Source organism: Spirillospora sp. CA-128828 (assembly GCF_050945415.1).
Lineage (GTDB): Bacteria > Actinomycetota > Actinomycetes > Streptosporangiales > Streptosporangiaceae > Spirillospora.
Window position 1 is genome coordinate 359,317 of record NZ_CP191986.1, and the last position, 13,570, is coordinate 372,886.

The 13,570-nt window shown below is 71.1% G+C and carries 13 protein-coding genes; 6 read left to right on the forward strand and 7 right to left on the reverse strand.

Going from position 1 to position 13,570, the window contains the following annotated elements:
* Window positions 1-63 precede the first annotated feature (63 nt).
* On the reverse strand, window positions 64-1,086 hold the full coding sequence (gene fbaA / locus ACQPXG_RS02010; RefSeq protein WP_433465869.1) for a class II fructose-bisphosphate aldolase: 1,023 nt from the start codon (window positions 1,084-1,086) through the stop codon (window positions 64-66).
* A 170-nt stretch (window positions 1,087-1,256) separates the two neighbouring features.
* On the opposite strand from fbaA, the gene ACQPXG_RS02015 reads away from it, so the two are divergent.
* Both ACQPXG_RS02015 and ACQPXG_RS02020 read left to right on the forward strand, forming a co-directional pair.
* On the forward strand, window positions 1,257-1,982 hold the full coding sequence (locus ACQPXG_RS02015) for a DedA family protein (RefSeq protein ID WP_433465870.1): 726 nt from the start codon (window positions 1,257-1,259) through the stop codon (window positions 1,980-1,982).
* A gap of 72 nt (window positions 1,983-2,054) precedes the next feature.
* A complete protein-coding gene (locus ACQPXG_RS02020; RefSeq protein WP_433465871.1) occupies window positions 2,055-2,453 on the forward strand; it encodes a RodZ domain-containing protein in 399 nt (132 codons plus the stop codon).
* A gap of 4 nt (window positions 2,454-2,457) precedes the next feature.
* Here the strand turns inward: ACQPXG_RS02020 and pyrE are convergent, their stop codons facing one another.
* Entirely contained in the window at window positions 2,458-2,994 is a 537-nt protein-coding gene (gene pyrE, locus ACQPXG_RS02025; protein WP_433465872.1) for an orotate phosphoribosyltransferase, read from the reverse strand.
* Window positions 2,995-3,037: 43 nt separating this feature from the next.
* Here pyrE and ACQPXG_RS02030 point away from each other — a divergent pair, with 43 nt between their 5' ends.
* Window positions 3,038-3,562 carry an esterase/lipase family protein gene (locus ACQPXG_RS02030; protein WP_433465873.1) on the forward strand — a complete coding sequence of 175 codons (525 nt, stop codon included), beginning with the start codon at window positions 3,038-3,040 and terminating at the stop codon, window positions 3,560-3,562.
* A 376-nt stretch (window positions 3,563-3,938) separates the two neighbouring features.
* On the opposite strand, the gene ACQPXG_RS02035 is transcribed toward ACQPXG_RS02030, so the two are convergent.
* The 5 genes from ACQPXG_RS02035 to ACQPXG_RS02055 all read right to left on the reverse strand — a co-directional run bounded on the left by ACQPXG_RS02035 (window position 3,939) and on the right by ACQPXG_RS02055 (window position 10,388).
* Window positions 3,939-4,586 carry a tetratricopeptide repeat protein gene (locus tag ACQPXG_RS02035; protein ID WP_433465874.1) on the reverse strand — a complete coding sequence of 216 codons (648 nt, stop codon included), beginning with the start codon at window positions 4,584-4,586 and terminating at the stop codon, window positions 3,939-3,941.
* Window positions 4,587-4,666: 80 nt separating this feature from the next.
* A complete protein-coding gene (locus ACQPXG_RS02040; RefSeq protein ID WP_433465875.1) occupies window positions 4,667-5,986 on the reverse strand; it encodes an NYN domain-containing protein in 1,320 nt (439 codons plus the stop codon).
* A gap of 253 nt (window positions 5,987-6,239) precedes the next feature.
* On the reverse strand, window positions 6,240-7,553 hold the full coding sequence (locus ACQPXG_RS02045; protein WP_433465876.1) for a sigma-70 family RNA polymerase sigma factor: 1,314 nt from the start codon (window positions 7,551-7,553) through the stop codon (window positions 6,240-6,242).
* Window positions 7,554-7,734: 181 nt separating this feature from the next.
* The gene (locus ACQPXG_RS02050; RefSeq protein WP_433465877.1) at window positions 7,735-9,324 is read right to left on the reverse strand and encodes an alkaline phosphatase D family protein; all 1,590 of its coding nucleotides are present in this window, start codon (window positions 9,322-9,324) and stop codon (window positions 7,735-7,737) included.
* 80 nt (window positions 9,325-9,404) lie between these two features.
* A complete protein-coding gene (locus ACQPXG_RS02055; RefSeq protein WP_433465878.1) occupies window positions 9,405-10,388 on the reverse strand; it encodes an NAD-dependent epimerase/dehydratase family protein in 984 nt (327 codons plus the stop codon).
* 169 nt (window positions 10,389-10,557) lie between these two features.
* Between ACQPXG_RS02055 and ACQPXG_RS02060 the strand changes: the two genes are divergently transcribed.
* The 3 genes from ACQPXG_RS02060 (at window position 10,558) to ACQPXG_RS02070 (ending at window position 13,568) form a co-directional block, all read left to right on the forward strand.
* Window positions 10,558-11,340, forward strand: coding sequence for an SDR family NAD(P)-dependent oxidoreductase (locus ACQPXG_RS02060; protein WP_433465879.1), 783 nt, complete (start codon window positions 10,558-10,560; stop codon window positions 11,338-11,340).
* A 32-nt stretch (window positions 11,341-11,372) separates the two neighbouring features.
* A complete protein-coding gene (locus ACQPXG_RS02065) occupies window positions 11,373-12,080 on the forward strand; it encodes a hypothetical protein (protein ID WP_433465880.1) in 708 nt (235 codons plus the stop codon).
* 93 nt (window positions 12,081-12,173) lie between these two features.
* On the forward strand, window positions 12,174-13,568 hold the full coding sequence (locus tag ACQPXG_RS02070) for an MFS transporter (protein WP_433465881.1): 1,395 nt from the start codon (window positions 12,174-12,176) through the stop codon (window positions 13,566-13,568).
* Window positions 13,569-13,570: the final 2 nt, after the last annotated feature.

Consider the following 13,570-nt stretch of genomic DNA (forward strand, 5'->3'; position numbering starts at 1 on the left):
CCCTACCTGAGTTTCGTCAAACAACGGGTATGGCCGGGGGCGCGCGGCCCCCGGCCTCGCCCGCTACTTCAGCTTCTTGCCGGCGGACTGGAGGTTCTCGGCTGCCTCGACGATGCGGGCGGCCATCGCGGCCTCCGCGGCCTTGCCCCAGGAGCGCGGGTCGTACTGCTTCTTGTTGCCGACCTCGCCGTCGATCTTCAGCACGCCGTCGTAGTTGCGGAACATGTGCTCGGCGACCGGGCGGGTGAACGCGTACTGGGTGTCGGTGTCGATGTTCATCTTCACGACGCCGTACGACACCGCCTCCCGGATCTCCTCCAGCGTCGAGCCGGAACCGCCGTGGAACACCAGGTCGAACGGCCTGTCCTTGCCGTACTTGGCGCCGACCGCGTCCTGGATGTCCTTGAGCACCTCGGGACGCAGCTTGACCGAGCCCGGCTTGTAGACGCCGTGCACGTTCCCGAACGTCGCCGCGAGGATGTAGCGGCCCCGCTCGCCCACGCCGACGGCCTCGGCGGTCGCGATCGCGTCGCCGGGCGTCGTGTACAGCTTCTCGTTGATCTCGTTGGCGACGCCGTCCTCCTCGCCGCCGACGACGCCGATCTCCATTTCCATGATGATGCGGGCCTTGGCGCACTCCTCAAGGAGGCCGGCCGCGATGTCGAGGTTCTCGTGCAGCTCGACCGCCGACCCGTCCCACATGTGCGACTGGAACAGCGGCTCCTCGCCGCGCGCCACCCGTTCCTGCGAAATCTTGATCAGCGGACGCATGAAGCCGTCCAGCTTGTCCTTCGGGCAGTGGTCGGTGTGCAGGGCGATGTTCACCGGGTACTTGTCGGCCACGACACGGGCGTACTCGGCGAGCGCGCTCGCGCCGACGACCATGTCCTTCACCGTGGAGCCGGACAGGTAGTCGGCCCCGCCGGTGGACACCTGCACGATCCCGTCGCTCTCGGCTTCCGCGAACCCGCGCAGCGCGGCGTTCAGCGTCTGGCTGGACGTCACGTTGATCGCGGGGAAGGCGAAGCCGTCCTGCTTCGCACGGTCGAGCATCTCCGCGTAGACCTCGGGCGTTGCGATGGGCATTTGTCAGCGTCCTTTCATACGCAGGGTGCCGCCGGGCATCCCGCCGGGCGTAGCCCCGGTCGTCCGAGTACCCCAAGGGAGCGTCCAGGTCACACGGATTCCGGGTCGAGCTTGCCGTCCGCGCTCAGTATCCCGCCTAATCGGAGCGTGGGGAAAGGTACGCTCGCCGTGTGGATCTCACGACCCTTCCCCTTGACATCACCGAGTGGCTGCACCCGACCGCGTGGCTGCAGCTTTTCGGCACGTTCGCGACGATCGGCGTGCTCGCCATCATCTTCGCGGAGACCGGACTGCTGTTCGGCTGCATCCTGCCGGGCGACTCGCTGCTCTTCACGGCGGGGATCCTCACGGCGGTCTCGACCGTCAACGGGCAGGAGTTCCAGCCGCTGTCGCTGCCCTGGCTGCTGATCGGCGGCCCGGTCGCGGCGATCGCCGGCGCCCAGCTCGGGCACTTCCTGGGCGCCCGGTACGGGCGAAGGCTCTTCGACCGGCCCGACTCGCGCATCTTCAAGCAGGAGTGGGTGGAGAAGGCCGAGCACTACTTCAACCGGTTCGGCCCGGCGCGGGCGGTCGTCCTCGCCCGGTTCATCCCGATCGTGCGGACGTTCCTCAACCCGCTCGCCGGGATGCTCGGCATGGAAGGCAAGAAGTTCTTCGTCTGGAACGCCATCGGCGGCATCGTCTGGACGGACGCGCTGTTCCTGCTCGGTCATTTCCTCGGGTCCGAGGTCCCGGACGTGGAGAAGTACATCCTGCCGGGCGTCGCGGTCATCCTGGTCCTGTCGGTCATCCCGATCATTCGGGAGGTCCTGAAGGGGCGTAAATCGGACCGCGGTCCGAATAAGAATGGCCCCGAAGAGTCACGTCCGTCGCTCAGCGGTGACAGTTATCGCTAACCTCCCCATGTGGGACGTCATCGGTCGGACCCTAGGGGTCTTGCGCGCATACTGATCGCGGCATTGGCCGTGGTGGCCGCCTTGGCCCTGCTCATCGTCGGCGGCATGGCCCTGGTCAACGCGATCATCAGCGAACCCGACAAGACGGGCCCGTCGACGGCGGCCTCGCCGTCCGTCGGCAAAACGACCCCGAGCAGCAACGGCACCACGACCTCGCCGAGGGCCGCTCTTCCCCTGGTCATCCGCGTGACCGGCCAGCCCACCACCGTGGTCGTCCGTGTCGCCGACGCCGGCGGCAAGGTGCTCACCAACGGCACGCTCAACACCGGGGACACGCTCCAGTACGAGGACGCACCCCTCCAGGTCGTCGCCACCAACGGCGGCTCGCTGCAGGTCGTCATCTACGGCAAGGTGCAGCCGCGCGAGCCCAACGGGCAGCGCGCCCAGTGGTTCGTGCGGGCCCGCGGCTAGCGATTCACCCCAGGCCCAGGTCGGCGACGTCGTACGGGTGCCGGTAGGTGAGCCCCTCCGCGGCGATCCGCTCGGCCGCCCCCCGCTCCAGGATCGTCGCGACCGCCACGACCTCCGCCCCCGCCTCCCTCAGCGCCTCCACGGCCGTCAGGACGGACCCGCCCGTCGTCGACGTGTCCTCCACGGCGAGGACGCGGCGGCCCGCCACGTCCGGCCCCTCGATGCGGCGCTGCAGCCCGTGGGCCTTGCCCGCCTTCCGGACGACGAACGCGTCCAGCGCCTGGCCGCGCGCCGCCGCCGCGTGCAGCATCGCGGTCGCCACCGGGTCGGCTCCGAGGGTGAGCCCGCCGACGGCCTCGTAGCCGAGGTCGGCGGTCTCGTCCAGCATGACCCGCCCCACCAGCGGCGCCACCGCCCCGTCCAGCGTGACCCGGCGCAGGTCCACGTACCAGGACGCCCGCTTGCCCGAGGACAGCACGAAGTCCCCGTGCACCACGGCCTTGTCCTTGATCTTCTGCAGCAGCTCTTCGCGATCGCTCACGCTCAGACCCTATTCACCCGGCACCGCCGTGTACTTTCGCGGGGTGACACCCGGAACCGTCGTCCTGCTGCACGCCCCGAACGCCACCGCGGCCTCCTGGGGCGACATGCCCGAGATGCTCCGCTCCTACGGTCTGGACGTGGTGGCGCCGGACGTCCCGGACGACACCGGCACCCGCTACATCGCCCGCGTCTCGCTGACCATCACCGCGACGGACCCGGCGGCCCCGCTCGTCCTCGTGGCCCATGGTGCGGCCGGCCCCCTGGTGCCGGGCGTCGCCCTCGCCCAGCGCGCCGCCCACCGTCCCGTCGGCGGCTACGTGTTCGTCGACGCCGACCTGCCGCGCCCGCTCCGGCACGACCACGACGAGCCGCAGAACGACGTCCCCATGCCCCCAGATTGGCCTGAGGCGCCCTGCGGCTACCTCTGGACCCATGCGGACCGCCTCGCCTCCCCCGAGCACGCCCAGGCGCTCAGAGAAGCCCGCCTACGAGCCTGGCCCACCGCCGAACACGACCCACCCACAGCCGTAGCCCAATCCCTAAGCGAACTGATCGCCGTCTTGTAGTAGACCCTCAGGAACCTGAACCTCAGCCGAGGCACGCACAGACGCATGGAGCGAGCGCAGCGAGCGGAGCGCGAGTGCCCACCAAGCCGGGCGACCGCAGGGCCACGCCACAACCCCCGCACGGTCACAGCGACCCGAGCCGTGCGTGAGGATCGACCGGCTCGTGACCGGGGGCCAGGGGTTCCCCCGGGGCACACAGCTCAGCCGGGGCACGGGCAGGCGCGTGGAGCGAGTGCAGCGAGCGGAGGGCGCGTGCCCGTCGAGCCGGGCGACCGCAGCGACACGCCACTGACCCGCACGGTCACAGCGATCCGAGCCGTGGCGTGAGGATCGACCGGCTCGTGACGGGGGTTCCAGGGGGGCGCCCCCTGGGAGATCACGCGTTTTTCAGGAGGTCGTCCAGGAGGGCGTCGTAGTCGTCTTCGCTGCGGCCCAGGTCTATGCGGGCGCGGTAGCGGAGGCGGAGGAGGGCCTCAAGGCTGTCTTCGGCCAGGGCGACGTCGTCGGCGCCTGGGGTGAGGGAGTCGGCGTCGGGGGACGGGGCCTCGTCGGGGCCGCCGCCCATGCCGGTGCCGACCGCGCGGTCGCGGAGGGCGAGCACGACGTCGGCGCCGCTGGTGGCCCACTCGTGGGCACCGGTCGCGTCACCCTGGGCGTAGAGGACCTCGGCCACGGCCCGGTACACCTCGGGGTCGCGCGGCTTGTCGGCGCGGATCTGCTCGACGAGCTTGCGGGCCTCGTCGGCCTCGCCCAGCTCGAACAGCGCGTCGGCGAGGTAGGCGCGCGGGTCGCCGTAGGTCTCGCCGCCGTCCTCCATTGCACTGCGGTACAACTCGGCGGCCTTGGCGTGGTCGCCGGCGTGCTGCCACTGTTCGCCCGCGCGCAGCAGGACGTTGGCGCGTGACACCCCGCCGGACACCGACTCGGCCAGCTCGGACAGCCGGCGCGCCGCCGAGATGTGATCGCCGGTGCGCAGGGTGTCGAACTCCAGGTCGTCGAGATCGTCTTCCGTCACATGCGTCACGGTTCAACGCTACCCGCCGCCGCGCGGCCGAAGCGGGCGAATCGACGATGATCGTGGAATACCGGTGCGTAGGTGTCAGGTCACCTGCGGGAACGTTCTAGCGCGTCCCAGAAGCCGCGGCGCAGCGCGTGCCGCACCTCGTCGTGCAGGAGGAAGTCGATCGGCAGCGAGGAGCCCTGCAGCAACCGGGCCTCCAGGTCCGACGGCATGCGCGGCTTGCGGGCGAGAACGGCCTCCAGCCACAGCGCGGGCGCGTCCCGGGCGACGGACTCGCCGAAGTCCTGGCCCTCCTGGTGGGCGGCCTTGACGGCGTCCGACAGGGTCGGGGTCTGCTGCACCGGGACGGGCATCTGCTGCGGGCCGGTGTAGGGGCCGTGCGGCTGGGCGCCCGACTGCATCGTCTGCGACTGCAGCGTCTGGGGTGGCGGCGGCGGGGACGGCGACGGGACGGGCGACGTGGTGTACCCCGGGCTCGGCGGCGGCGGCGGCGCGGGCGCGGACGGTGCCGGAGACGGGGCCTGCGTCGAGGACGGCCCGGCCGCCGGGGCGGGCTGTAGCGGCAGCTGCTGCCCGCCGGTGCCGTAGGCCGATCCGGCGAGGGCGCCGCCGTTGCCGCCGGGCAGCGGCATCGGGCCGGTGCCGAGGCCGGGGGGCCCGGGAGTGCCGCCCAGCCCGCCGGTCATGGCCGGGCCGAGGTCGCGGACGGGCGGGCTGGACGTGGCCGGCGGCCCGGTCAGCGGGGACGCGGGCGGCGGCCCGTTCTGCGAGGTCGTCTGGAGCGGGCCGAGCGAGCCGGCGTGCCCGTTGGTGCTGCCGTGCCCGTTGGACAGCGGGCTCGTGCCGAGGGAGGAGACCCCGTCCATGCCGGTGAGCAGGTTGACGTACGGGCGCAGGTGGCCGGAGCCGATCTCGATGAGGTCGTCGCACTCCTGCCGCAGCACCCGCGAGATCGTCCAGTTGCCGTCGACGGCGACGTGCACGACCGTGATGCGGACGCCGAAGTCCTGGGCGTCCGCGACGACCTGGGCGAGGTCCTCGTCGCCGCTCACCAGGACGGCGTCGGTGAGCGCGGCGTTGCGGGCCAGCGTCATCAGGTCGCGGTGGATCTCGGTGTCGACGCCCTCGCGGCGGCCGGGACGGATCCGGCCGAGCCGCAGCTTGAGGCCGGGCAGGTCGGCGAGCGCGTCGTGTTCGGGTGAGCGGCGCCCCTCCACCGTGGCCTCGTACCAGTAGCAGCGCAGCAGGGGCATCCCGGTGCGTTCTCTGGCGAGGTTGCCGAGGAGCTGCAGGAGACCGCCGAAGTCCCACGAGACGGTGTCGCGATGGCGGGTGCCGTGCACCGCCATGGCGCCGTCCGCCAGCAGGTAGCCGGCGTCTACGAACAGCGCGCAGCGATCCATGCGACACCGTCCTTCCTCAACACGGGAGCTCACAGCGTGCCCACTTCGGTGTAGCGACCCCGGACCGCTTATAGCGTAGTGAAGCCCGTCTGCCCGGTAGGCCAATACGGCGATTCGCCACTCTTTCATGGCAACCCGCCGGTTGGCGACTCCCGGGTAACAACGAAATGGGAGCCGCGGCGGACGCTACCAGCCGTTTCGGTCCCGCCCTGTGCTTCCGCATGATCTTTACGGGAAGAATCAGGTCGCGGGTTCAGTCCCGGTGTGCCCGCGACCCTCGCTTCAACAGCCCATGGCGGCCGTGACCGGGCGTGGCCCGGTGTCGTATGTCGCGTGGTCCGCCGCGCGGCGTGTCGACCCTGAGCTGGACGTACAGCCTCAGGCCGGGCGGCGTCACGTGCAGTTGGATGTCGACCAGCGGTCCTCCAGGGTGTTCGATGGGGATCTCGGGTGGGGCAGGGGGCGGCTTGCGGGGTTTTTGCCTGGGCGGCGCGGGCCGCGGCGTGTCGTTCTTCGGACATGGCTTCGCCACCGGACGAGACGGCTCAGATGCGAGGGCGGACTTCGCCCTCGGTGGACGTGGCGGCGGATTCGCCGCGGGCGGGGCGATCGGCTCCGCGACGGCCGGCGGTGTGCGCGGCGCATGGACGGGATCCTCGTGGGACACGAGCATCAGAATCAGCGCCACCGCCCCCGCGACGGCCACCACGCCGCTCCCGAGCGCCTGCCGCTTGGGCAGGTGACGGAACCACAGGAACACCCCGCCGCCCTTGGACGCCAAGTAGCCGGTGGACGCCGCCCCCAGGACGAGCGGGCCGAGAACGTCCCGCAGCGTCGTGTTCACCTCGGCCAGTTCGGCGTGGAGGCCCTTGCAGCGCGCACAGCCGTCCAGATGCCGCTTCACCTGGCGGGAGTCGCGCTTGGCGAGGGCGCCCCGCACGTACGAGCCGAGCTTCTCCAGGACGGGACGGCATTCGTCACCCGCATCGACACCGTCGAGATGCATCTGCAGGTACGCCTGGCGCAGCCCTTCCCGGGCCCGGTAGGCGAGCGCGGCGGCGGCGTTCGGGGTGAGGCCGAGGAGCGAGGCGACGTCCGCCGGTCGGGCGCCCTCGACCTCGGTGTGCCAGAGCACCGTCCGCCACCGTCCGGGCAGCGACCCGAACGCGCGCGCGATCATCGAGCGTTCGAGTGCCTCGATCGCGGGATCCTCGAAGGGCGTCCCGGGGTCGAACGCCTCGATCTCGTCGGTGTGGTGGACGCGCCGGTCCGCGCGCCGCCGGTCGTAGACCGTGCGGCGCACGGCCGTGAGCAGGTAGGGGCGGAACCCGGAATCGGGCCCGCCGCCGCTTTTCAGCACGGCGAGGACCTTGGCGAAGGCGTCCTGGACGGCGTCCTCGGCGGCGTCACGCCCGGCAAGGTGGCAGGCGAGGCGGCGCGCGGCCGCCAGATGCCGCTCGTAGAGGGTCTCGTAGGCGGCGACGTCTCCGGCACGGATCCGGGAGATGAGCGCGGCGTCGCTGGACTCGGCCAGGCCGGGCCCGGTCACGTCGTCTCCTCGCTCCATGCTTGCTCATTGTGACTGATTGACCACCTGTTGTCGCGCAATTTGGTCGCAGATGGCCTGAGCGAATCGCGTCATAGGCGGGGCGCAGCGCCGTTGGAGGGGCGTGGGCGGTACCAGGGCGGGCCGTTCGCGCGGGGTGCGTTCGTTCCGTCGAGGGGGTGGAACGAACGCACCCCTTGAATCACGTGATGTCGGCGTGGCCCATCTCGGTCAGCTTCCCGCCGTCCTTCGGCGTCTCCCAGCGCACCGTGCAGTCGCGTCCGGAGAGTTCGACGGTGGCGATGGCGTTGTCGAACCACGGGCCGTTCGTCATCCGCCACCGGATCGGCGGGACGGGCACCTTCGCCAGCTTCGCCAGCGCCCGGAACGGCCCGCCCGCCGCCCGCGAGTACGCGAGGCGGTTCGCCCACCGGAACTTCCCCATCAGAGGGTTCCGCAACGGCGAGCAGACGATCTGGGAGACCTTCGATTGCGTGGCGGGTTCGGTGACCCGCGCCAGGTACGAGTAGTGGATGTCGCCGGACAGGAACGAGATGCTCGCCGGCGCCGCTCCGCGTTCCCCGCGTCCGACGGCGACGATGTCGGACGCCACATCCCGGAACGACCGCTCGAAGGCGGCCCAGTGCTCCAGGTCGGCCGCCTGGCGGACCTTCTCGCCGAGCCCGGCGCCGCGCTTTCCCCAGGCGCCCCCTGCGACGGCCTCGTTCCACGACTCCGCGTGGTGGATCGCCATGGGGAGCAGGTAGGGCAGAGAGCTCGCGATGAGCAGATGGTCCATGCCGCCCTGGCATTGGGCGTCCAGCCACTCGAACTCGTCGTCGTCGAGCATTCCGCGGCGGTCTTTGGTCAGCAGCCTGGAGCACCGGCTGTCGACGACGATCAGGCGGGTGCCGCCCCAGTCGTGGGCGTAGCTCCAGCGGGTGCTGTCGGGCTGCTTGTCGGCCTTCTCGGCGAACTCGTCCAGGACGGCGCCCGCGTCGCCCGTGGTGTCCGACGCCGTTCGTACCGCCTTGAGGACGGGGTCGGCCGCACGGTCCTGCGGCGACATGTTCCCCAGGTGCTGGTAGATCCAGTACGACCCGATCCCGCCGGTGATGCGGGGCTTCCACCAGGGCTGGGACCACATCTCCTGGCGCCAGGTGTACGAGGTGTTCCAGTCGTCCCTGATGTCGTGGTCGTCGAAGATCGTGAACGTGGGGACGGTGGACAGCAGCCACCGGACCGCCGGGTCGTCGTGCCAGGCCAGCTTGTACAGGTGCGTGTAGTCCTCGAAGTCGGCGACCTCGCCGTCCGGTAGTTCACCGGGTTCGCGGCGGCCCTCGATGTACGCGCTCATCTCCGTGCTCAGCTCGTCGGCGTACACCTGGTCGCCGACCATCAGAAGCATGTCGGGCCAGGTGACCGCTTCTCCGCCCGTCCGCAGCCGGTCGGCGAAGGAGGCGAGCGCGTCGTACCCGAACTGCTGCACGGTGCCCGGTGAGCGGCGGCACGACCCGAACGAGATCCGTAGCCCGCCGTCGGGGTCGAGCGTCCTGATCTGGGACGGCGGGAACCCGGTGTCGCCCTCCGGCCAGACGCTCTCGCCGTCGGCGAGGACCTCGTAGGGGATGCGCGCCCCAGGCGCGAGCCCTTCGACCTCGACGATCGCGTAGTGGTGGCCATGCGCCGTGAACGTGCGCCCGGCCGCGTCCAGGCCGTGCTCCTGGTTGACGACCCGGACGTCGCACGGCCGATCGGTCTCCACCCAGATCGTCGCGGTGTTATGACTCACGTGCCGGAGGTGGGGCCCGAGTACCAATGCGGTCATACCACGTCTCTCTAGCGGACCGAGGCCTGTCACGTCCACTCGCCTTAGCGGCGCAGCATCCTCTCCTCGGTTTCCGGGTCCAATCCCACCACCGGACGGTCGGGACGTTGGGGCGCTCGTCCGCCTATCGACTGAAGCCAGTCCCACGTGTCCGCCACTGTCTCCCGGACGGGCCTGCAATGCAGTCCTGTGGAGAGAGCCTTGGTCACGTTGGCCTGATGCATGGTGTCGTAGGTGTCCCCAGGCGGGAGCCAGACGGGCAGGTCCGTCCACGGCTGGATGTCCGCTTCGAGGATGGCCTCTGGGGCCGTCCATGCCAGATCCGCCTCCGACCCGGTCACCTGTATGCAGGTGTCGAGCAGTTCACCCATCGTTGTGTGGCCAGGTGGGCTGACCACGTTGTACGGGCCGTCGAGACCTTGCTCGGTCGCGTCCAGGGTCCATGTGGCGAGGTCCCTGACGTCGATGTACTGCACACCGGCATCGCGTGGTCCGGGTGCCAGAACCCTTCCGCCTCGTGCGATCCGGGTCAGCCACCAGGGCAGCCGTCCGATGTTCTCGTACGGGCCGAGGATGAGCCCGGCCCGCACCAGCAGCGATTTCTCGTCGAACACCTCTTGCGCCGCCAGTTCGCCGCCGCGCTTGGCCTCCGCGTAGTCGACGTCGCCGGCGTCGGAGGAGCCGTCCACGACATCGGCCTTTTCGCCCAGCCCGAGCGGGGTGGGGAACCGGTAGACCGAACGGCTGGAAATGTAGACGTACCGTTCGACGCGCCCCTCCAACAGGCGAGCGGTGTCGCGCACGGCGGACGGTGCGCCCGACCAGGTGTCGACGACGGCGTCCCATTCCCCGTCCGCGAGAGCCTTGAGACCGTCCTCGGCGGTGCGGTCGCCGTGCAGCGACCCCACGCCCTGTGGTGGCTCATGCCGTCCCCGGTGGAAGACGGTCACGTCCCAGCCGCGTGCGAGCGCGTCCTCGGTGACGGCGCGTCCCACGAATTCCGTTCCGCCGAGCATCAAGAGCTTCATGGGGAGAACTTTGCCTTCTGTACGTTCTGTACGGAACGCCTGCACGCTCACAGCGGAACGGAACTCATCGTCCAGTTACAGCCAAGTCGCTGCTAGGTGACAACTTGCATCATCCTTGTTGCAGCTACTAGCGTGATGGCATCAGACATGCTGCAGGAAGGGGAGTTCGATGGACCTGCGCCTGAATGACAAGACCGCCGTGGTGACCGGTGCCGGCAAGGGAATCGGCCTTGCCGCGGTCGAGGCCCTCACCGCCGAAGGCGTGCGGGTCGTGGCCGCGTCCCGCACGGTGACGCCCGCGCTGAAGGCGACCGGCGCGATCCCCGTCCCGGTCGACCTGTCGGACGCGGAAGGACCGCGGCACCTGATCGAGACCGCGTTGCGCGAGCTGGGCGGCCTGGACATCCTGGTCAACAACGTCGGCGGTGGCGACGGTGGCGCCGTGGGCGGATTCCTCTCCTTCGAGGACGACATCTGGCAGGCGGTCTTCGAACTGAACCTGTTCGCCGCCGTCCGCGCCGTCCGCGCGGCGCTGCCCAGCCTGATCGAGCGGTCGGGGACCATCGTCAACGTGTCGTCCAACGGGGCGCGTGTTCCGCATGCCGGGCCCGTCCCGTACACGGCGGCCAAGGCCGCGCTGACGGCGTTCGGCAAGGCCCTCGCCGAGGAGTTCGGGCCCCAGGGCGTCCGAGTCAACACCGTGTCGCCGGGTCCCGTTCGCACCGCGATGTGGGAGGACCCCAACGGCTACGGCGCCGAGCTCGCGGCATCGATGGGCATTCCACACGACCAGCTCGTGGCGGGCCTTCCGGACGCCATGGGAATGCTCACCGGACGCCTTGTGGAACCCGCCGAGGTCGGCGCGCTCATCGCCTACCTGGCCTCGCCCTTGGCGGGCAGCACCGTGGGCGCCGACCACGTCATCGACGGAGGGGCCATCAAGACCGCCTGACGGTGTCCGGCGGCCGGAGTAGGTTCGCGTCCGTGACCTCTTTCGACCTCGTCCGAGACCTCCCGGCCGCCCTCACCGGCCGGGAGCTCGCCTGGACGTACATCCGAGGCTTCGCCGCGACCTGGTGCACTCCGCTGACGTCCGAGGACGGCACGCCCGAGGCCGAGCTGACGGCGGCCGAGGAGGCACTGGGGATACGCCTGCCCGCGGCCGTCCGCGAGGCCTACGCGCTGTTCGGCAGGCGCTTCGATCTGCACAGCAACATGCAGCATCTGCTGAGCCCGGGCGAGTTCTATATCGACGACCGCAAGGAGGCCCTGGTCTTCCGGGAGGAGAACCAGGGCGCCGCCTCCTGGGGCGTCCTGCTCACCGATCTCGGCCGGCCCGACCCGCCCGTCCGCATGCGCAGCGACCTCGCCGACAAGGAGGCCGAGCGCTGGGAGGGCTGGCTGAGCGGCTTCGCGGTCTCCTGCATTGAGATCGTCCTGTCCGAGTCGCTGCAGGCGGAGGAGCCCGTCTGCGACCACGGCGACTACGACGACGGCGACGAACTGGCCCGCCGCTTCACCCGCCTGCCCTTCCCCGACTACCCCGAGGGCGAGCAGGGGCCGGCCTTCTACGCGGGCTCCGGCCTCCTCCTCTGCGACGGCGGAGGCGGATGGCTCTCGGTCCGCGCCCGGGACGAGGAGACCCTCGACCGCTTCCGCGCCGACGTCCCCGCCGACTGGCTGAACGGCTGACGGGAGTCCCGCGGAATCTTTTTCGCGGGGGGTGTCGAAATCGGGCAGGCCCGCGTGTCGACAGGGGGAGAGGTCGAACGCGGGAGGGATGTCATGGGTGTGCGTCGGTGGCAGGGGCTCACGTTGCTCTGTGCGGCCAACTTCATGGTGATCCTGGATTCGCAGATCGTGCTGCTCGCGCTGCCGTCGGTCGAGCGGGACCTGGGATTCGCAGGTGGCGGGGCGCAGTGGGTCCTGAGCGCCTACCTGCTCGGGTTCGGGGGGCTGCTGCTGCTCGGCGGGCGGGTGGCCGACCTCGCGGGCAGGCGCCGGACGTTCCTCGCCGGCACGGTCCTGTTCCTCGTGTCGTCGCTGCTGTGCGGCCTCGCCTGGACGGGCGGGACGCTGATCGGCGCGCGGGTGGTGCAGGGCGTCTCGGCCGCGCTGATGGCGCCGAGCGCGCTGTCGATCGTGACCGCGACGTTCGCCGCCGGGCCGGAGCGGAACCGGGCGATCGCCGTATGGGGGAGCGTCGGCGGGTTCGGCGCGACGGCGGCGCTGCTGGTCGGCGGGCCGCTGACGGACGTGCTGGGCTGGCGGGCGATCTTCTTCCTCAACGTGCCGGTCGCGCTGGTCCTGCTGGTGTTCGGGCCGGTGCTGCTCGGCGAGAGCCGGGCTGGGGCCCGTGCCTACGATCCGGTGGGCGCGCTGACCGTGACGCTGGCGGTGTCGGCGGCGGTGTACGGGGTCGTCCGGGTGCCCGAGGTGGGCTGGGCGAGCGCGTGGACGGCGGCGGCGTTCGCGGTGGCGGTCGTCGCGGGGGTGCTGTTCGCGTGGACGGAGTCGCGGTCGGCGGCTCCGCTCGTCCCGCTGCGGACGTTCCGGTCCAGGCGGCTGACCGGCGGGAACGCGGTGACGCTGGCGGCCGCGATGGCGGTGTTCGGCACGTCGTTCGGCGTGACGCAGTACGCGCAGGGAGTGCTGGAGTACTCGCCCCTGGCGTTCGGGTTCGCGACCGCGGTACTGCCGATCATGGCGGTCGCCGGGTCGTATGCGGCGCAGGCGGCGCTGCGGCGGTTCGCCGTCCGGCCGGTCGCCGTCGCGGGGCTGGCGTTCATGGCGGCGGGCTGCCTGGCGCTGGGCCGCCTGACGGCCTCCGGCGGCTACGCGACGGGACTGCTGCCCGGGCTGGTCCTGCTCGGGTTCGGGCTCGGCGCGTGCGGGGTGGCCGGATCGGTCGCCGCGCTCGCCGGGGCCACCGGCGGTGACGCGGGGCTGGCGTCCGGGATCAACACGGCCGCGTTCCAGCTCGGCGGCGCGTTCGGCGTGGCCGTCGCGTCCACCGCCGTCCTGTCCTGGACGGACGGGACCGGCCCCGCCGCCGGCTTCCGCGCGGCTTTCGACGCGTCGGCGGGCATCGCCCTCGCCGGCGCTCTCGTGGCGGGCGTGCTGCTCGCCGAGCCGGCCCGGCGACGAGTTCCGGAGCCGGGGAAGGTCAAAGTCCGATAGGA